21 protein-coding genes are annotated in these 17,507 nt (G+C 39.4%); 17 read left to right on the top strand and 4 right to left on the bottom strand.

Annotated elements, in window-relative coordinates; translation table 11 throughout:
* Nucleotides 1-5: 5 nt before the first annotated feature.
* The gene (locus C7B89_RS08865) at nucleotides 6-977 is read right to left on the bottom strand and encodes an alpha/beta hydrolase (RefSeq protein ID WP_115673546.1); all 972 of its coding nucleotides are present in this window, start codon (nucleotides 975-977) and stop codon (nucleotides 6-8) included.
* 207 nt (nucleotides 978-1,184) lie between these two features.
* Here C7B89_RS08865 and C7B89_RS08860 point away from each other — a divergent pair, with 207 nt between their 5' ends.
* The 3 genes from C7B89_RS08860 to C7B89_RS08850 all read left to right on the top strand — a co-directional run bounded on the left by C7B89_RS08860 (nucleotide 1,185) and on the right by C7B89_RS08850 (nucleotide 3,343).
* Nucleotides 1,185-2,369 (top strand): acetyl-CoA C-acetyltransferase, encoded by a 1,185-nt coding sequence (locus C7B89_RS08860; RefSeq protein WP_208644729.1) that lies wholly within the window; start codon nucleotides 1,185-1,187, stop codon nucleotides 2,367-2,369.
* A gap of 23 nt (nucleotides 2,370-2,392) precedes the next feature.
* Nucleotides 2,393-2,659 carry a YqkE family protein gene (locus C7B89_RS08855; protein WP_036080173.1) on the top strand — a complete coding sequence of 89 codons (267 nt, stop codon included), beginning with the start codon at nucleotides 2,393-2,395 and terminating at the stop codon, nucleotides 2,657-2,659.
* A gap of 177 nt (nucleotides 2,660-2,836) precedes the next feature.
* Entirely contained in the window at nucleotides 2,837-3,343 is a 507-nt protein-coding gene (locus tag C7B89_RS08850) for a GNAT family N-acetyltransferase (protein ID WP_048391312.1), read from the top strand.
* A 16-nt stretch (nucleotides 3,344-3,359) separates the two neighbouring features.
* Here C7B89_RS08850 and C7B89_RS08845 read toward each other — a convergent pair whose 3' ends face one another.
* Both C7B89_RS08845 and C7B89_RS08840 read right to left on the bottom strand, forming a co-directional pair.
* Nucleotides 3,360-3,839, bottom strand: a complete 480-nt coding sequence (locus C7B89_RS08845; RefSeq protein WP_066036598.1) for a VanZ family protein — start codon at nucleotides 3,837-3,839, stop codon at nucleotides 3,360-3,362.
* Nucleotides 3,836-4,735, bottom strand: a complete 900-nt coding sequence (locus tag C7B89_RS08840) for an aldo/keto reductase (RefSeq protein WP_115673518.1) — start codon at nucleotides 4,733-4,735, stop codon at nucleotides 3,836-3,838. The genes C7B89_RS08845 and C7B89_RS08840 overlap by 4 nt, the downstream gene beginning before the upstream one ends.
* Nucleotides 4,736-4,811: 76 nt before the next feature.
* Here C7B89_RS08840 and C7B89_RS08835 point away from each other — a divergent pair, with 76 nt between their 5' ends.
* From C7B89_RS08835 to C7B89_RS08780, 12 genes are all read left to right on the top strand, one after another.
* Nucleotides 4,812-5,369 carry an NUDIX domain-containing protein gene (locus tag C7B89_RS08835; RefSeq protein ID WP_048391304.1) on the top strand — a complete coding sequence of 186 codons (558 nt, stop codon included), beginning with the start codon at nucleotides 4,812-4,814 and terminating at the stop codon, nucleotides 5,367-5,369.
* Between the two features lie 53 nt (nucleotides 5,370-5,422).
* Nucleotides 5,423-5,935 carry a hypothetical protein gene (locus tag C7B89_RS08830; protein WP_004232169.1) on the top strand — a complete coding sequence of 171 codons (513 nt, stop codon included), beginning with the start codon at nucleotides 5,423-5,425 and terminating at the stop codon, nucleotides 5,933-5,935.
* A 122-nt stretch (nucleotides 5,936-6,057) separates the two neighbouring features.
* A complete protein-coding gene (fur, locus tag C7B89_RS08825; protein WP_004232171.1) occupies nucleotides 6,058-6,522 on the top strand; it encodes a ferric iron uptake transcriptional regulator in 465 nt (154 codons plus the stop codon).
* 175 nt (nucleotides 6,523-6,697) lie between these two features.
* Entirely contained in the window at nucleotides 6,698-7,600 is a 903-nt protein-coding gene (gene xerD / locus C7B89_RS08820; protein WP_054550601.1) for a site-specific tyrosine recombinase XerD, read from the top strand.
* Between the two features lie 98 nt (nucleotides 7,601-7,698).
* Nucleotides 7,699-8,880, top strand: a complete 1,182-nt coding sequence (gene deoB / locus C7B89_RS08815) for a phosphopentomutase (RefSeq protein WP_115673517.1) — start codon at nucleotides 7,699-7,701, stop codon at nucleotides 8,878-8,880.
* A gap of 13 nt (nucleotides 8,881-8,893) precedes the next feature.
* On the top strand, nucleotides 8,894-10,144 hold the full coding sequence (locus tag C7B89_RS08810; RefSeq protein WP_048391297.1) for a thymidine phosphorylase: 1,251 nt from the start codon (nucleotides 8,894-8,896) through the stop codon (nucleotides 10,142-10,144).
* A gap of 239 nt (nucleotides 10,145-10,383) precedes the next feature.
* On the top strand, nucleotides 10,384-10,737 hold the full coding sequence (gene spoIIAA, locus C7B89_RS08805; RefSeq protein WP_004232181.1) for an anti-sigma F factor antagonist: 354 nt from the start codon (nucleotides 10,384-10,386) through the stop codon (nucleotides 10,735-10,737).
* Nucleotides 10,730-11,170, top strand: coding sequence for an anti-sigma F factor (gene spoIIAB / locus C7B89_RS08800; RefSeq protein WP_048391296.1), 441 nt, complete (start codon nucleotides 10,730-10,732; stop codon nucleotides 11,168-11,170). Before spoIIAA ends, spoIIAB begins: the two co-directional genes overlap by 8 nt.
* A 10-nt stretch (nucleotides 11,171-11,180) precedes the next feature.
* Nucleotides 11,181-11,972 (top strand): RNA polymerase sporulation sigma factor SigF, encoded by a 792-nt coding sequence (sigF, locus tag C7B89_RS08795; RefSeq protein WP_009370709.1) that lies wholly within the window; start codon nucleotides 11,181-11,183, stop codon nucleotides 11,970-11,972.
* 15 nt (nucleotides 11,973-11,987) lie between these two features.
* Entirely contained in the window at nucleotides 11,988-13,436 is a 1,449-nt protein-coding gene (locus tag C7B89_RS08790) for a spore germination protein (protein ID WP_004232186.1), read from the top strand.
* Between the two features lie 225 nt (nucleotides 13,437-13,661).
* Nucleotides 13,662-14,981: a diaminopimelate decarboxylase gene (gene lysA / locus C7B89_RS08785; RefSeq protein ID WP_054550604.1), complete on the top strand. Its 1,320-nt coding sequence runs from the start codon at nucleotides 13,662-13,664 to the stop codon at nucleotides 14,979-14,981.
* Nucleotides 14,982-15,180: 199 nt separating this feature from the next.
* Nucleotides 15,181-15,552: a GNAT family N-acetyltransferase gene (locus C7B89_RS08780; protein ID WP_004232192.1), complete on the top strand. Its 372-nt coding sequence runs from the start codon at nucleotides 15,181-15,183 to the stop codon at nucleotides 15,550-15,552.
* Here the strand turns inward: C7B89_RS08780 and C7B89_RS08775 are convergent.
* Nucleotides 15,549-16,055 carry a DUF309 domain-containing protein gene (locus C7B89_RS08775; RefSeq protein WP_115673516.1) on the bottom strand — a complete coding sequence of 169 codons (507 nt, stop codon included), beginning with the start codon at nucleotides 16,053-16,055 and terminating at the stop codon, nucleotides 15,549-15,551. The two genes, C7B89_RS08780 and C7B89_RS08775, sit on opposite strands and share 4 nt — an antisense overlap.
* A 55-nt stretch (nucleotides 16,056-16,110) precedes the next feature.
* Here C7B89_RS08775 and C7B89_RS08770 point away from each other — a divergent pair, with 55 nt between their 5' ends.
* The gene (locus C7B89_RS08770; RefSeq protein ID WP_054550605.1) at nucleotides 16,111-16,890 is read left to right on the top strand and encodes a segregation/condensation protein A; all 780 of its coding nucleotides are present in this window, start codon (nucleotides 16,111-16,113) and stop codon (nucleotides 16,888-16,890) included.
* A complete protein-coding gene (scpB, locus tag C7B89_RS08765; RefSeq protein ID WP_054550606.1) occupies nucleotides 16,862-17,455 on the top strand; it encodes an SMC-Scp complex subunit ScpB in 594 nt (197 codons plus the stop codon). The genes C7B89_RS08770 and scpB overlap by 29 nt, the downstream gene beginning before the upstream one ends.
* The last annotated feature ends 52 nt before the right edge of the window (nucleotides 17,456-17,507 follow it).

Below are 17,507 nucleotides of genomic sequence, written 5' to 3'. Positions count from 1 at the left end.
TTGCCCTAAAAATGGAATGGAATGACATTGGAAGAAGAAGAATCCTGATTGATTTTTTGATAAATAAAATTGTCTAAAAAATCATGAATTAAATCCTCATATTCATCCATATTTTCATTAAAGGACTGTGCATGTGCCCCCGTATCAAAAAGTTTTAATTTTTTTGGACCGGTTTTTTTATTGTAGAGATCGAGTGACATGGAAGCTGGAATAAATGTATCGGGAATACTATGGATAAAGAGCACAGGTTTTTCAATATGTGTGACGGCTTCGGCAGGTGTTACACTTTTAAATGAGTAACCATCTCTAAGACGAACAAAAAAGTCAGCAAAACGAATAGGAATAATGGAGCCATATTTAAATTCAGTTTTCGCAATTTGTTTGAGTAACATAGAAAAGTCCGAGAACGCGCAATCTGAGATATAAAAATCAGCGCCATCCTCGACTGTTCCTGCATAGAGGAGCATGGTTGCAGCACCCATCGATTCACCGTGAATGCCAAGTATAGCATCCTCTCCAATCATGGCTTTTACTGTTTTCACCACGGCATCAAGATCGTTTTTCTCATAGTAGCCATAGCTTGTTGTCTTGCCTCCAGATTCACCATGGCGACGGTGGTCAAATATAACAGAATTATAGCCAAGTCTTTCAAAAAGGCGAGCATATTTCACGGAATTTATTTTATTTTCGGTAACACCGTGGCAAATGATGATCGTGTTATTTGTTTGCAATGGCTGAAACATAATGCCTCGAATTGTATAGCCATTTGGAGAATCAATATTCAGTTCACATTTCAAGTTTTTATTGTACCAAGCTTCATCAAAGCGCTTTGCGGTCGTTTCTCGTTCCCGTATAAATTCAGGGTCTTTTTGTTGGATATACATTAATTTATTGGAAAGCGCGAAGCCGAACAGACCTGTTGCAGCGGCGGCTAGCGTTGTTGTAATACCAGAGAATAAAAGCATCTTCTTTTTCATCATAAAACACCTCCACATGCTGTTTCTTATTTGTAATGTTCCCAACTAAGATTGTTTAAAACACGTCAACATTTTACAATATCTTTGGCAAAACTGCGATTATTTCTATTATCGAAAATCGTCAAAATATTTGTTAAAATATACATATCTGCTAGTAGCATATGCATGCAGTGTTGATTCTTGAACGGGGAAAAGGGGAGAATGATTATGACAAACGAGGTAGTAATCGTGAGTGCGGTGCGTACAGCAATTGGCTCATTTCAGGGGACATTAAAAGACGTACCAGCGACAACGTTAGGTAGCATTGTCATTAAAGAGGCATTAGTGCGTGCTGGCGTAGCAGGTGAACATGTCGATGAGGTTATTATGGGGAATGTTTTATCGGCAGGACTTGGACAAAATCCAGCTCGTCAAGCGGCAATTAAAGCGGGGTTACCTCAAGAGGTATCAGCATTAACAATTAATAAAGTATGTGGATCAGGTTTAAAGGCTGTTCATTTAGCAACACAGGCGATTATAGCGGGAGATGCAGAGATTGTTGTTGCAGGTGGATTTGAAAATATGAGCCAGGCTCCATACGTCTTAAAAAATGCACGAGAAGGCTTCCGAATGGGCGACCAAAAGGTAGTAGATACAATGATACAAGATGGCCTATGGTGTGCTTTTAACGATTATCATATGGGCATTACAGCTGAAAATTTATGTGATATGTATCAAATCTCTCGAGAAGAGCAGGATGCTTTTGCAGCTCGTTCTCAGCAACGTGCAGAGGAAGCAATTGCAGCGGGCAAGTTTGAAAATGAAATCGTTGCTGTTGAGATTCCACAGCGCAAGGGAGAGCCACTGCTTTTCAATAAAGATGAATTTCCACGAGCAGGTGTGACAGCAGAATCATTAGGTAAGCTACGACCAGCATTTAAAAAGGATGGCTCTGTCACAGCAGCGAACGCGTCTGGTATTAATGATGGTGCGGCAGCGGTAGTGGTGATGTCAAAGGAAAAAGCACAAGAGCTAGGCATTCAACCAATGGCGATCATTACAGCGAATGCTAGTGCTGGTGTAGATCCTGCAATTATGGGTACAGGTCCTGTAAAAGCAGTACAAAAAGCGCTGACAAAGGCTAAGATTACTTTAAACGATATCGATTTAATTGAAGCAAATGAAGCATTTGCAGCACAATCAATTGCTGTAGATCGTGAATTAAGCTTTAATCATGATAAACTAAATGTTAACGGGGGTGCCATTGCTCTTGGTCACCCAATCGGTGCTAGTGGTGCTCGGATTTTGGTAACGCTATTACATGAGATGGAAAAGCGTGATGTGAAAACGGGCTTAGCCACATTATGTATCGGTGGTGGACAAGGCGTAGCAACAGTTGTGAAGCGCCCTTGATGTCAATAAGAAGGTGAATAGAAATGGGAAAGAAACGAAAACAGCAACAACATACTGACAATAGCGTAACAGCTAGCCTACCTAAGCAAGAGGCCGTTACATTAGCAGATCAGCTAGGTGGCGATGTGCTAGCAAAATTGAAAGCAGCGAAGCAAGATTTAACTGCTAAAGAGCAGGCGGCAGAAGAAGAGCGTCAGGCAAAATTAGCTTTTGAACGTAAACAACGAGAAAAAAACAAATCGTTTGAAGAACTTTTAAACGAATACGGCGATAAAGGTACTAAATATTAAGAGAGAACAGTGAATTCACATAGGTGGGTTCACTGTTTTATATTTACAGCATAACATTTATATGGCTGTGGTCGATATAGAGGGAGAGGTCTTTGAATTTAAACGAACGGGAGACGCTGCCAATAACATATACCTAATTGTAGTTTAGTATCAATTAAATTATGTTAGGAGACCAACATGGTAGAATTACAAACAGAAAGAATAAGGTTAATTCCTTTAAACGCTAAGTATCTTAATTTACTAATAGAGCATGAGGAGCAAATGGCGGCGGAGTTGTCATTAAGTAAAGGTGTAGGGAGTTTAGATTGCGAGCTTAAACAAGCGCTGTATTTTAGACTTTGCAAAGTATTAGAAGATGAGCCAAATTATCTATGGCATACGAATTGGTTACTTGTATTAAAAGAAAAAAATTGTGCTGTTGGTGGCATAATGCTAAAAGGTACGCCAAATGAGCAAGGGGAAGTTGTGATTGGGTATTATACTTTGCCTCCTTATATGGGGCAGGGCTATATGACAGAATCAATCATAGCTCTTAAAGACTGGTTACTCCATCAGCCAAATGCAAAATACGTTATCGCTGACACGGAAAAAGAAAATATGGCTTCCCATCGAGTTTTGGAAAAAGCAGGGGCTGTCTTGTTTAAAGAAACGAAGTCCCTCTATTTTTGGCGGTTCCACCTTTAAAATAAAAGACAAAAGGCTATAATTGAGCCTTTTGTCTTTTATTTTTGAGTATTTTTCTTAGTGCAACAACGAGACTAACAAAAACAATGGCTCCAGCTGTATCGACAAGCACATCTTGAGCACTCATTGTACGACCTGGCGTAAAGCTTTGACGAAACTCATCAAGCACTGCGATTGTAGCCGTTCCACCGATAGCAATACTTGCTGCAAAACGTCTTTTTCCCCAGGCGAAGTAAAGGCCAAGTGCGATGCATCCAAATCCCATGAAGTGTGTCAATTTACGAATTAAAAACTCTACAAATGGAAAATAACCTCGCTCTTCCACTGAAACGATGGTTCCCCAATAGGGAATTTTTAAAATAGATAGTTGTTTTTCAAAAGGTTTATTGGCGAGCAAATCTTCTAATTCTGGTAGTATACTCTGTTGCTCATAGGTCATACTAGAGGAGATTACTAGTACAACTAGACAAATGAGTAAAATTAGCCATTTTTTCATCGATGTTCTTGATAGTACTCATTTTTTGTTAGCTCATTAGCTACCTTGAAATCTGTTATTGAATTAATTTTCTCGTAGGAAGCAAGCGTTTGTGCTAGTTGTTGTTGAGAGCTTGCGCCAATGACCGTAGAAGCGATTGTCGGCTCTTTTAGATTAAAAGCGATAGCCAAAGCATGCAAGTTATTATAGTGTAAAGCTAAGTCTGTTAACGTTGTTGTTAACTCCTCAGCAGTATAGGTGTTAAAACCATTAACATGTTGTAGACGTTGTTGCCAGCTATTTGTTAATAAGCCCTTTGCCACTGTGCCACGTGTTACAACAGAAGCACCCTGTTTCGCAATAAAGTTAAACCATTCTTCAGGGCGGCGATCGAGGGCACTGTATTGCATCATGACGCTTCTAGCCGAGCTTGCAGGTAAAAATCGCTGCAATACATTAGGACGAATGGAGGATATACCATATTCACGAATGAGCCCTTCTTTTTTCAGTCCTTCAAATGTGTCAATTATCTCGTCCCAATCATCTTCGATTGTGCCACCGTGTAATTGATATACATCAATGTAGTCTGTTCCTAAACGTCGTAAGCTAGCATGGACAGCTTCTTTTATATAGGATGGTGATGTATCCCAATGCCAGCCATCTACCCCTTCTGCCCACCGATTACCTACCTTTGTTGCTAGGATGACATCATGACGACGCTTACCTAACGTTGCGCCAATAATCTCTTCATTTGCACCATAATCATATAAATCAGCTGTATCTATATAGTTAATGCCAGCATCTAATGCCATATCGACAATGGCAGCAGCTTGTGTTTTATCTGTCGAAAGAGACATGCCTCCTAAACTAATCTCTGAAATAAACAATTCACTTGTACCAAGCTGTCTTTTTTTCATACGAATGACCTCCTTCGATTTCTCTACTTGTAATGGTACAATGAACATATCTGAAGAACAAGCGAGGTTATCGTCAATGAAAAAGTTTGAGGAAAAAACAACGAAAACGACACCGATCTATGACGGTAGAATAATAAAACTACAAATTGATGATGTCACTTTACCAAATGGACAGGTTGCAAAACGTGAAATCATTAAGCATCCAGGTGCCGTAGCGGTGATTGCTGTTACGGACGAGGGTAAACTAGTGTTAGTAGAACAATACCGCAAAGCGCTGGAGCGTTCTATTATTGAAATTCCAGCTGGAAAGCTAGAGCCAGGTGAGGAGCCAGTGATGACAGCACGTCGAGAATTAGAGGAAGAAACAGGTTATGGCGCGCATCAACTTACTTTTTTACAAACATTTGCAACATCACCAGGCTTTGCGGATGAAGTTCTTCATTTGTTTGTGGCGAGGGGATTATATACAATAGACAATAAAGCAGATTTAGATGAGGATGAATTTGTCGAACTATTAGAAGTTTCGTTGGAAGAAGCACAAGTAATGGTGGCTGACCAGCGTATATATGATGCTAAAACAGCATTCGCAGTGCTATGGCTAGCTGCAAATTTAGAAAATAATCTTTTAGCATAATAGAGACGGACGAGCATAAGCTGTACAAACCTTGATAGAAAAGGAGCATGTTTATGTCTCGTACGGTGTCTATTTTTTATCACGCTTCCATCATTGCAGTAAGTTTTGTTTGTGGCGTTATTTTCTTTCATATTATTGGTGGACCGAAAGCGGAACCCTTTATATTATTTATAGAGCCTCGTTTAGCAGATGGGGACAGGCAATCCATTTTTCGTTTAGTACTGCCTGTTGCTATTTCCATAGGTCTTATATTATTACTAGCAACACATAGCGTCTTAAAGGTGTTAGTGCGTGTGACTGTAGCCATGCGTGCCACTTTTTTTGGCTTTAGTTCGGTTTTTTTATTACAAAAACTTGAAGCTTTTTGGCTTTATACGATTTGGTGGTTTCCATTTCAGCTCATCTATTGTATATTGTTGCTAGTCCTATGCAATTTACTTGTACCCGCTTGGTCAAAGCGAAAAATCGGGAAACAAGTATCTGGTCGGACAATTTTGTTGAATTTTATCGCATTTTTCATCATAATAGTTGCTGAGTTTATTGTTATTTCTTATGTGTTAAAATGATGGATTGAATAGACCAAAATTGTGATCAGATAAAAAAGTAGAAGCATGTTAGAAATCTATTCACTATCTTGTAATAGGATTTACTCCTTTGGTATAATGGAAAGAGTTTAGGGGGGCGTCACATGGAGAGCCGAATTGATCGTATAAAAAAACAGTTGCATAGTGCTAGTTACAAGCTGACGCCGCAGCGAGAAGCGACAGTTGCTGTTTTGCTTGAGCACGAAGAGGACCACCTAAGTGCTGAAGATGTTTATCTTTTAGTAAAAGAAAAAGCACCTGAGATTGGTCTAGCTACTGTTTATAGAACGTTAGAATTATTAACTGAGCTCAAAATTGTCGACAAAATCAACTTTGGCGATGGCGTATCGCGCTATGATTTACGCCAAGAGGGAGCTGCCCATTTCCACCATCATCTTGTTTGTATCGAATGTGGTGCTGTTGATGAAATTCAAGAAGATTTACTTGAAGATGTGGAAGCCGTTGTTGAAAAACGTTGGAACTTTATTATAAAAGATCACCGACTAACTTTCCACGGCATATGCTGGCGCTGTCATGATAAAAACGACGAATCGAATGAAGAAAAATAACGAAAAACTGTCTGTTTTGATCTTTGGTATAGATTGAATCGGGCAGTTTTTTGTTTTTTTTATTGAAGTATAGACACCATTAGGGTTGGTGGTTTATGTCGAATGGAGGGTCCTTTAGCACATTTCTTAAGGCCATGCTAAAATAGAGAATAATTGACAGTGAGGGGGCGTTGTGATGAATGAATTTCAATATGCAGTAGAGGACTATATCCATTTTATTCAGGTGGAAAGGCAGTTATCTGTTAATACATTAGCATCCTATCGCCGAGATTTAGAAAGCTATGTACATTTTTTAAAGGAAGCAGAAGGTATGTCTGATTTTAGTGTGGTAGAACGGACAACTATATTACGCCATTTAGAGCAATTGCGGGCACAGGGAAAGACAAGTCGTACCATTGCCCGTCATATTTCATCGATTCGAAGTTTCCACCAATTTTTACTACGAGAAAAGCGCGCAGAAACTGATCCGACAGTCCATTTGGAGATGCCGACAATTGAGCAAAAGTTGCCTAATATTTTATCTATCCAAGAGATTGAAGCTTTACTAACAGCTCCAAATAAAAGTAAGCCACAAGGTATACGTGATCTTGCCATGCTGGAGTTACTATATGGGTCTGGTATGCGCATCAGTGAACTTATTGCACTGGATTTAGCTGATATTCATTTAACCATGGGCTTTGTACGTGTATTTGGGAAGGGTGGCAAGGAGCGAATCATTCCACTCGGCAAAAGCGCACTTTCGGCAATAAATGCCTATTTAAATGGTGCTCGTAGTCAATTACAGGGAAAGTACCCCAAAACAGATGCGTTTTTTATTAATCAAAGAGGGAAACGTTTAACAAGGCAGGGTTGTTGGAAATTAATGAAGGAGCATGCGTTAAAGGCAGGCATCCAACATGAATTAACACCACATACATTGCGTCATTCCTTTGCCACTCATTTGGTTGAAAATGGAGCCGATTTACGAGCGGTGCAGGAGATGCTTGGTCATGCAGATATTTCTACTACCCAGATTTATACACATATTAGCAAAACAAGATTATCTGAGGTCTATAAGCAATTCCATCCACGTGCTTAAAAGATAATAGGAAAAAATTATGTTTCAGTCGGATGTCTGACCTTTATTTTTCGCATTTTTTTGGTAAAATAGAGTCATGAGATTAGGAGGCAACCATTATGAATAAACCTTTTAACAAAATCCATGTTGTTGTCATGGATTCCGTAGGTATTGGTGAAGCGCCAGACGCTGCTAAATTTGGGGATGTTGGCGCACATACACTAGGACATATCGCTGAAAAAATGAATGGGCTTACAATGCCAGTAATGGAGTCATTTGGTTTAGCGAATATTGAACCATTGCATGGAATGCATGCAACTACTGACCCTAAAGCATACTACGGTAAAATGCAAGAAGCATCAGTTGGTAAAGATACGATGACTGGCCATTGGGAAATCATGGGGTTAAATATTGATAAACCATTTAAAGTGTATCCAGATGGGTTTCCAGCAGAGCTAATTGATGAGCTAGAGAAACGTACAGGTCGGAAAGTGCTATGCAATCAGCCAGCAAGTGGTACACAAGTAATTGAAGATTTTGGGAAGGAGCATATGGAAACAGGTGCGATTATTGTCTATACATCAGCCGATCCTGTTTTACAAATTGCTGCTCATGAAGAAATCATTCCACTAGAAGAGTTATATAAAATTTGCGAAATTGCTCGTGAATTAACATTACAGCCTGAATATTTAGTAGGTCGCGTCATCGCACGACCATTTGTGGGTACGCCTGGAAACTTTACTCGTACATCCAATCGTCATGATTATGCGTTAAAGCCATTTGGTCGTACAACAATGAATGTTTTGAAGGACGCGGGATTAGATGTGATTGCAATTGGAAAAATCTCAGATATTTTCAATGGTGAAGGTGTGACAGATGCTGTACGTACAAAAAATAATATGGATGGTATGGATCAATTTGCAGAAGTTGTACGTCGTGACTTCCGTGGTCTAAGCTTCTTAAATTTAGTCGACTTTGATGCCAATTTCGGCCATCGACGTGATCCTCTAGGCTATGGACAGGCATTACAAGAATTTGATGCACGTCTACCAGAAATTCTAGAGGTAATGTCAGAAGACGATCTATTAATTATTACAGCAGATCACGGCAATGATCCAACCTTCCCAGGGACAGATCATACACGCGAATATGTACCACTAATTGTCTATTCACCACGTTTTAAAGGTGGTGCGGAACTTGCGCTTCGTGAAACCTTTGCAGATATTGCAGCAACAGTTGCAGAAAACTTTCATGTAGAAGCACCGCCATTCGGTAAAAGTTTCTTACATGATTTGAAATAAGGGGGTTTTTTGTATGAATATGGTTCAATTGTTTGAAAAGAAAAAACAAGGATTAGAGCTTTCTCAAGCTGAAATTCAGTATTTTGTTGAAGGCTATACGACAGGCTCTATCCCAGATTATCAAGCAAGTTCTTTATTAATGGCGATACGTTTACTAGGCATGTCTGATGATGAGACATTTTATTTAACAAAGGCAATGATCGAATCAGGCGATGTCATTGATTTAACATCTATTGAAGGCTTTAAAATTGATAAACACTCAACTGGAGGGGTTGGTGACAAGGTTACACTTGTGGTTACGCCAATTATTGCTGCTCTAGGAATTCCTGTTGCGAAATTTAGTGGTAAAGGCTTAGGGATTACTGGGGGGACAATTGATAAACTTGAATCCATTCAGGGCTTTAAAACAGAGCTTTCATCACAGGAGTTCATTGATAATGTCAATCAGCATAAAATTGCCGTTGCTGGACAAACAGGTAATCTAGTACCAGCCGACAAAAAATTATATGCATTGCGTGATGTGACAGGTACTGTCGATTCTATTCCATTAATCGCAGCGTCGATTATGAGTAAAAAAATTGCAAGTGGTGCCGATGGTATAGTCCTCGATGTAAAATGTGGCTCAGGTGCGTTTATGAAGACGCAGGAAGAAGCACAGCGTTTAGCAGATACAATGACGGCTATTGGAGAAAAACTTGGCCGTAAAGTCATCGCACACATCAGTGATATGGATAATCCTTTAGGGAAAATGATTGGTAATAAGCTTGAGGTAGTGGAGGCTTATGCCCTATTAAGTGGACGTATGGAAGAAACGCATGAAGATTTGGTTGATGAATGTGTTGTCATCTCTTCCTTGATGTACCAAATTGCGGCAGGTGTGAATGAAGCGGAAGCGACAGCTGCTGTTAAGCGAGTGCTAGCAGATGGCTCTGCAGCTGCAAAATTCGAGGAGTTTATTGTGGCGCAAGGAGGAGTAGTCTCTGATATTGTTCAAAATGACACAGCTCATAAAGTAGCAGTGACAGCGGTTTCAGAGGGCACAGTGGAGACGATTAATGCTTTATTAGTTGGAGAAGCAAGTGTTAGTCTAGGCGCTGGACGTTTAACGAAGGAATCAAAGCTTGATTATGATGCAGGAATTCAGCTAATCGCCAAAAAAGGTGATCATGTTAATAATGGTGATACGATTGCTTATTTGTATTCAAATCAGCCAATTGACGAAGAGACAATTAATAAAATTCAGCAAGCTTATACAATTGCATAAAGATTATTAGCGAGAGCCCTCACTTATGAGGGTTCTCGCTTTTTTGTGCGTTCGATGAATCGCCAAAATTTAGAGCTCGATAGCGTTTAGAAATTGTAGATTTATCCCATACTGCACATAACCTAAAAAGCTATAAGTATGTCGATTAGACACTATTTCGGAAGACTTTGCACTAGTTCTGTCAGCCACAAGGATTCAACCTATTGAATGTGGAATTGCACGAGGAGGAGGCGATGTTCATGCATTATCAATTAGAAATGGTCACAAGAGAGACAGTCGTTATACGTTTGTTTGGGGAGCTCGATCATCATGCCGTTGAACAAATTCGAGCGAAAATTTCTGCAGCAATTTTTCAAGGCACTGTGACGACCATCATTTGGAACTTGGAAGGACTATCTTTCATGGATAGTTCGGGAGTTGGATTAGTGCTTGGTCGTATGCGTGAGTTAGAGGCAGTTGCTGGGCGAACTATATTATTGAATCCATCGCCAACAATGCGAAAAGTATTTCAATTTTCAGGTTTAGGACCGTGGATGATGGATGCAACAGAGGAACAAGCGATTGATCGCGTAAGGGGGATTGTAAATGGATAACGAAATGACATTAACTTTTTTGGCAATTAGTGAAAATGAAGCTTTAGCGCGTGTAGCTGTTACAGGCTTTATTGCTCAATTAGATCCAACTATTGATGAGCTATCAGAATTTAAAACAGTTGTCTCAGAAGCAGTTTCCAATGCTATTATTCATGGCTATGAAGAAGATGGTAAGGGTGTTGTGACAGTTCATGCTAAACGTGAGGATGATATTGTGACAGTATCTGTCATGGATAAAGGGATAGGAATTGAAGACGTTAGTCGAGCGATGGAGCCATTATTTACAACAAAAAGTATGATGGAGCGTTCGGGTATGGGCTTCACGATTATGGATAGCTTTTCAGATCAGCTAACAGTTATATCAAAATGGCAAGAAGGAACAACTGTAACATTCACGAAGAAATTTTACACAGTTCGCACAGCGGTAATGTGAGGTTAAACCCGTGAAGCCGTTAGAACAGTCGTCCGATAAGCTATTGTCTCAGGAGGAAATGCGTGATTTAATTGCACGCGCACAGCAGGGCGATCATGAGGCTCGTAAACGAATGGTAGAAGGCAATACGAGACTTGTGTGGTCCATTGTTCAACGTTTTACAACGAGAGGTGTTGAGCTTGAGGATTTATTCCAGATTGGCTGCATAGGGCTCATGAAATCTGTGGATAAATTTGATTTAACCTATGATGTGAAATTTTCAACCTATGCAGTACCGATGATCATTGGAGAAATTCAGCGCTTTTTAAGGGATGATGGCATGGTGAAGGTGAGCCGCTCTATTCGTGAGCTCAATTTTAAAATCCGTCATGCTACAGATGAATTTATTAAAAAGAACGAACATCCACCAACCATTCAAGAGCTTGCTCAGGTGCTTGGTGTGACAACAGAGGAAATTGTTACAGCATCCGATGCATTGAGAGACCCTGCCTCTCTTCATGAGCAATTGTATGAGAGTGAGGGTGATTCCATTACACTAATGGATCAAATGAAGGATGAAAAATCGGAGCAACCATTTGATTACATCCCATTAAAAGAAGTACTAACGAGACTTGAGCCAAGAGAGCAGTCTATCATATATCTTCGCTATTTTTCAGATTGCACGCAAACTGAAATTGCAAATAGATTAGGTATATCGCAGGTACAGGTTTCCCGATTAGAGAAAAAAATCCTTGCCCAGCTGAAAAGTTGGATGGCAACTAGTGCAACAGTGGAGCAGGAAGTAATAAAAAAAGACATCTAAGAAAATGGTGACAGCATGACAAATAAATTATTTAACAGCTTAGAAGAAGCCGAAGATTTTCTTATAGAACAATTTGGTGACGGCGAATCGTTTGACGTTGGTATTAAACACTTATTTGTCAAAGATTTGCCGGTCCTTTGTGCATATATTAGTGGGCTTGTAGATGGAGAAGCTTTAACACAGTTGCTGTCTAGCATGCTTCCAGATGAGGACATTGAAATTGATGTAGAGGATGAGAAGGAATATTTTGAGTCTTACTTTAATTTCCATGGACGTTCAGAAGAAACAGAGCGTAAAGCCTATTTACTAGCCATTTTAAGTGGACAAGTCACCTTTATTACTAAAAGTGGCTATTGCTATGTTGCAGAGCTTAGAAACTATCCAGGACGCTCTCCAGAAGAGCCAGATAATGAAAAAGTTATCCGTGGATCAAGGGATGGCTTTACAGAAGGGATTTCTCAAAACACAGCCTTAATACGTAGGCGAATTCGTAATAGTAATCTACGTTTCGAGCTACATAAAATATCCAAAATCGGTCAAACCGACGTGGCGATCGCGTTTATGAAGGATGTTGCCAATGAAGATATGCTCGAAAGTTTACGACAGCGTCTTGGACAAATAAATCATGATGGCTTGACGATGGCCGATAAATCATTAGAAGAATGGCTCTTTAAACAAAAGTTCCACCCAGTTCCATTTGTACGTTATACGGAGAGACCTGATATTGCTGCAGCTCATCTACTTGAAGGGCATATAGCTATATTAGTCGATACTTCTCCATCCGTTATTTTAGTACCTGTTACAGTGTTTCATTTATTGCAGCATGCAGAGGAATATCGTCAGGCACCCACAGTAGGGACGTTTGTACGTTTTATGCGATATTTTGGCTCTGTAATGGGTTTACTTTTATTGCCATTGTGGTATGTATTTGCAACGAATGAATCCCTACTTCCAGATGCCCTCTCCTTTTTAGGTACGGAGGAGAAATCGCATGTACCTTTATTACTACAAATTTTGATTGCGGATATTGGAATAGAATTTTTGAGGATGGCCGCCATTCATACTCCGTCACCATTGTCCACTGCGATGGGATTGGTTGCGGGGGTAATCATTGGTCAAATTGCGATTGATGTTGGATTATTCTCTTCAGAGGTGGTTCTCTATACAGCGGTGGCAGCCATTCTTATTTTCATTATTCCATCCTATGAGCTTAGTATCTCCATTAAAATTTTTAGGTTACTGCTACTTCTGATGACGGGTCTCTGGGGTGTCAATGGGTTATTTATTGGTTTATTTTTATTGTTTACGTATTTATGTTCATTGCGACCAATGCAGGCACCTTATTTATGGCCGCTTGTTCCATTCTTTCCAACAGCAATGCTTCGCGTCATTATTCGCTTCCCAATGACAGCAGATGCACTCAGACCTTATGTAGTCGCTTCCAAACAGCGAAAAAGATCATAGGAGCCGTTGCACTCGTTTTTTTCATGTGATAAAGTTCACATATAGTATTTTGTGATTTTTGCAAAAATTATTTTCATTCAAGAAAAAGCAAGTACTATACATTTGTTTTTTTATATGTGAAGGAAATAGTTTTTTGATGGAATGGTTCTAATATAGTAAAGAACCCTTCCACTTTCAAACCGTAAAAATAACAAGATGGAACGATGTGAAAAGGGAGAGATGCACATGCATTTATATGGAACACAAGCGATTTCTGAAGATGGTCATTTAACAATTGGACAGGTAGACACAATAGAGCTAGCAAAAGAGTATGGTACACCACTTTTCGTGTATGATACTGCACTTATTCGTAAGCGTGCGCGCAGCTTTATCGATACGTTTAAAAAACTAGGCGTAAAAGCAGAAGTAGCTTATGCTTCAAAAGCATTTGCATGTGTAGCGGTGTATCAATTAGCAGCAGAAGAAAATTTATCATTGGATGTTGTATCTGGTGGCGAATTATTTACTGCCTTAAAGGCAGGTTTCCCTGCAGAGCGCATTCATTTTCATGGTAACAATAAAAGCATTGCTGAATTAGAGCTAGCTTTTGACTCCAAGATTGGATGTATTGTTGTAGATAATTTCTATGAAATACAGCTTTTAAAAGATATTTCGGAGCGCCGTCAGCAAAAAATGCGTATATTATTACGTGTTACACCAGGTGTTGAAGCACATACGCATGATTTCATCACGACAGGTCAAGCAGATTCAAAATTCGGCTTTGACTTAAACAATGGTCAAGCGGATGAAGCATTCCAACAAACATTTAACCATGAATTCCTAGAGCTACTTGGTTTACATTGCCATATTGGCTCACAAATTTTTGACACTGCCGGTTTTGGATTGGCTGGAGAAAAATTGATTGACAAAATTTCTGATTGGAACAAGACTCACGGATTTACATGTACTGTGTTAAACTTAGGTGGGGGCTTTGGTATTCGTTATACTGAAGAAGATGCACCGCTTGAACCACAAGTATATGTAGAGGATATGATTACAGTTGTCAAAAATAAAGCAACTGTTCTTGGACTGAAGATGCCGGAAATTTGGATTGAACCAGGTCGATCACTTGTAGGTGATGCAGGAACATCTCTTTATACAATCGGTTCACAAAAAACTGTGCCAGATGTGCGAAAATATATTGCTGTCGATGGAGGTATGAGCGATAATATCCGTCCCGCATTATACGACGCTAAGTATGAGGCAGTCATCGCAAGTAAGGCGAACGAGCCGAAAGATGAGCTCTATACAGTTGCTGGTAAATTATGTGAATCCGGCGATAAATTAATTATTGATGCTAAACTACAAGATGCTGCTTCAGGTGATGTGTTAGCCATCTTCTGTACAGGTGCGTATGGTTATTCGATGGCTAGTAACTATAATCGTGTGCCAAGACCTGCAGTTGTATTTGTAGAGGATGGACAGCATCAACTAGCTATTCGCCGCGAAAGTTATGAAGATATTGTGCAAAACGATCTCCCGCTAACTTTAAAAAAGGGTGAGTAAATTTGAGGAAAAATAAGTGGGTATTACTAGCGTCCATTACAACATTTATTTTATTATGGGGCGTAGTCTATTGGGTGTTGGCGTCGAAAGGTATTCTCGGACCTGGTTCGTAAGACAGAAATTGGCTTGCGGTAAAAGTACAAATCGTGTAGGATAGTCAAAGATTATGTACAGCTAGAAAAAGAGGGAATAGACAAATATGTTAATTCGATATAAAAAAGCTTTAGAGAAAATAGCAATGGGGCTACTTTCATTTATGCCTAACGAAAAAGACGTAAAAAAGCTTACAGAAACCATCCACTCCTATGAAAATGACGATAATTGGGTTTTATACTTATGGAAAAAGAATGATGAATATGTTGGCATTGTAGGGCTTGTTGTTGACGAGCATAATATAGCCACAATCCAGCACGTGTCGGTGATCCCTTCCTATAGGGGAGAGGGAGTAGCAACGGAGATGCTTCAAGAAGTGGCGGAACTTGGCCAATATGAAAGTGTGCGTGCTACAGATGAAACACGTAGTTTTGTTCAAAAATGTATTCATTGTATCGATGAAAAAGCAGACGATTAACAACGTCTGCTTTTTCTTTGTTTGCTTTCTTGTCGCTCTGCAAGAATATGTGAGCGATCTCGAAGCATATGTTTATGAAGAAGATAATTTGAGCTATCTGATGGCAAAAGCTTTATACGTGCTAGGGCTAAATCCAGCAAGTGAGGTGAGAGAGGAAGCTGGAAAGTTTGAAAGGACTTGCCCATTTCAATCGAAGTGATAGCTTTTGTTATTTGTGTTAGGAGTTCAAGATAATCAATTTCTTGGAAAAAAACATGCCCTTCATTTACTTGAAAGTTATGAAGTGCTTTTTCTAAAATTCGTTTAGCACCAGTATTATTACCACGTCGCCAATGATAGAAACCTGTTGCCAGCTGCACATAGCCGACAAGCGGATGCATTTTATCACCAGGTGCAATTTCCTTCCAATATTCCTCTAGCACTTCATGGCATTCAAAAAAATCTTGATTGCCATTAAAATAGGCACAGTAATCTATAAATAAAGTATGATGCTGTGGATGCATTTTGGACTCCTTTCCACTATACTAAAAGAACATAGAATCTCAGGGTGGTAAAATAATGTCTTATGAAGTAAAATTAGAAGCCTTTTCAGGGCCTCTTGATTTATTATTGCATTTAATTCACAGATTGGAAATTGATATCTATGATATCCCAATGGCTGAAATCACACAACAATATATCGACCATATTCATGCAATGCAAGTACTAGAGTTAAATGAAGCAAGTGAATATTTAGTAATGGCAGCAACGTTACTGGCAATTAAAAGCCGCATGTTATTGCCAATTCACGAAGGAGAGATGGAGGACGCAGAATTAGAAGTGGACGGCCCTGACCCTCGTGAAGAACTCGTGCAACGCTTAATCGAATATAAAAAATACAAGGAAGCAGCTAGTAATTTGCAGGAGCTTGAAACAGACCGAGCACAGGTATTTACGAGGCCACCTGCTGATTTAACAGGATTAGCCTCAGAAGAACAGATGGCTTTATTTGATTTGAATGTGAATATCTATGATATGCTTGGAGCATTTCAGAAATTAATGCGTCGCAAAAAATTAAAAAAACCATTAAAAACTACTGTAGCAAGGCAGGAGCGATCAGTAAAAGATCAAATGCGCTCTGTTGTGGATTCTTTACGATTAACAGGTGGACGTGCATCATTTTTCGAGCTTTTTCCCTATGAAGATAAGCCAACACTTATTCTGACGTTTGTATCTCTTCTTGAACTGATGAAACGTCAGGTCGTCATCGTAGAGCAAGATGGTAACTTTGAAGAATTAACGGTTACCTTACAGAAGGAGGAATGGGAAGATGACGAAAACATTGATGTTACAGAGTAGAATTGAAGCCTTATTATTTGTTGTGGGAGATGATGGCTTAACGATTAAACAACTTTCACAACTCTTAGGAGAGCAGGAAGAGCTGATTCTGCAAACAATGAATACATTGAGAGAAACCTATGAAGAAGATTTAACAAGAGGAATTACGGTGAAAGAAATTGCAGGCGTTTATCAGCTCATTACAAAATCTGATTTTGCCGATACGATTCAAAGATTAGTAGAAAATCCAACCGCACAATCCTTATCTCAAGCCTCCCTTGAAGTGTTAGCGATCGTTGCATACAAACAGCCCATTACACGTGTAGCAATAGAAGATTTGCGCGGTGTGAAGTGTGAACGACCAATCCAAACATTAGTTTCACGAGGATTAATTAAAGAGGTAGGACGGTCAGAAGGGACTGGACGTGCCATCTTATATGGAACAACAAAAGAATTTTTACATTATTTTGGCTTAAATAGTATAGAAGAAATGCCTCCTCTACCTGAAGAGGACCTTGCTGATACAGAACAAGAAACAGATTTATTTATGACGAAGTTCCAAGAGACTTTTAGCGGAGCAAAATAATGGTTAGGTATAATGCGTAGCCTTCAACATAAATTTAAATCTATAATTTCCT

The sequence above is a fragment of the Lysinibacillus capsici genome (assembly GCF_003367505.1).
In the GTDB taxonomy this organism is placed as follows: domain Bacteria; phylum Bacillota; class Bacilli; order Bacillales_A; family Planococcaceae; genus Lysinibacillus; species Lysinibacillus capsici.
Note: the sequence above shows the minus strand (reverse complement) of the source record. Positions and strands in the feature narration are given on the sequence as shown.

What these genes read in the sequence shown, in the direction of transcription:
- spoIIAB (WP_048391296.1), top strand. Translation starts at nt 10,730, where the DNA reads ATGGATAACGAAATGACATTAACTTTTTTGGCAATTAGTGAAAATGAA.
- C7B89_RS08770 (WP_054550605.1), top strand. Translation starts at nt 16,111, where the DNA reads ATGTCTTATGAAGTAAAATTAGAAGCCTTTTCAGGGCCTCTTGATTTA.
- C7B89_RS08840 (WP_115673518.1), bottom strand. Translation starts at nt 4,735, where the DNA reads ATGAAAAAAAGACAGCTTGGTACAAGTGAATTGTTTATTTCAGAGATT.
- scpB (WP_054550606.1), top strand. Translation starts at nt 16,862, where the DNA reads ATGACGAAAACATTGATGTTACAGAGTAGAATTGAAGCCTTATTATTT.
- C7B89_RS08780 (WP_004232192.1), top strand. Translation starts at nt 15,181, where the DNA reads ATGTTAATTCGATATAAAAAAGCTTTAGAGAAAATAGCAATGGGGCTA.
- C7B89_RS08775 (WP_115673516.1), bottom strand. Translation starts at nt 16,055, where the DNA reads ATGCATCCACAGCATCATACTTTATTTATAGATTACTGTGCCTATTTT.
- fur (WP_004232171.1), top strand. Translation starts at nt 6,058, where the DNA reads ATGGAGAGCCGAATTGATCGTATAAAAAAACAGTTGCATAGTGCTAGT.
- C7B89_RS08790 (WP_004232186.1), top strand. Translation starts at nt 11,988, where the DNA reads ATGACAAATAAATTATTTAACAGCTTAGAAGAAGCCGAAGATTTTCTT.
- C7B89_RS08865 (WP_115673546.1), bottom strand. Translation starts at nt 977, where the DNA reads ATGAAAAAGAAGATGCTTTTATTCTCTGGTATTACAACAACGCTAGCC.
- C7B89_RS08830 (WP_004232169.1), top strand. Translation starts at nt 5,423, where the DNA reads ATGTCTCGTACGGTGTCTATTTTTTATCACGCTTCCATCATTGCAGTA.
- C7B89_RS08850 (WP_048391312.1), top strand. Translation starts at nt 2,837, where the DNA reads ATGGTAGAATTACAAACAGAAAGAATAAGGTTAATTCCTTTAAACGCT.
- lysA (WP_054550604.1), top strand. Translation starts at nt 13,662, where the DNA reads ATGCATTTATATGGAACACAAGCGATTTCTGAAGATGGTCATTTAACA.
- spoIIAA (WP_004232181.1), top strand. Translation starts at nt 10,384, where the DNA reads ATGCATTATCAATTAGAAATGGTCACAAGAGAGACAGTCGTTATACGT.
- C7B89_RS08860 (WP_208644729.1), top strand. Translation starts at nt 1,185, where the DNA reads ATGACAAACGAGGTAGTAATCGTGAGTGCGGTGCGTACAGCAATTGGC.
- C7B89_RS08845 (WP_066036598.1), bottom strand. Translation starts at nt 3,839, where the DNA reads ATGAAAAAATGGCTAATTTTACTCATTTGTCTAGTTGTACTAGTAATC.
- xerD (WP_054550601.1), top strand. Translation starts at nt 6,698, where the DNA reads ATGAATGAATTTCAATATGCAGTAGAGGACTATATCCATTTTATTCAG.
- C7B89_RS08810 (WP_048391297.1), top strand. Translation starts at nt 8,894, where the DNA reads ATGAATATGGTTCAATTGTTTGAAAAGAAAAAACAAGGATTAGAGCTT.
- C7B89_RS08835 (WP_048391304.1), top strand. Translation starts at nt 4,812, where the DNA reads ATGAAAAAGTTTGAGGAAAAAACAACGAAAACGACACCGATCTATGAC.
- C7B89_RS08855 (WP_036080173.1), top strand. Translation starts at nt 2,393, where the DNA reads ATGGGAAAGAAACGAAAACAGCAACAACATACTGACAATAGCGTAACA.
- deoB (WP_115673517.1), top strand. Translation starts at nt 7,699, where the DNA reads ATGAATAAACCTTTTAACAAAATCCATGTTGTTGTCATGGATTCCGTA.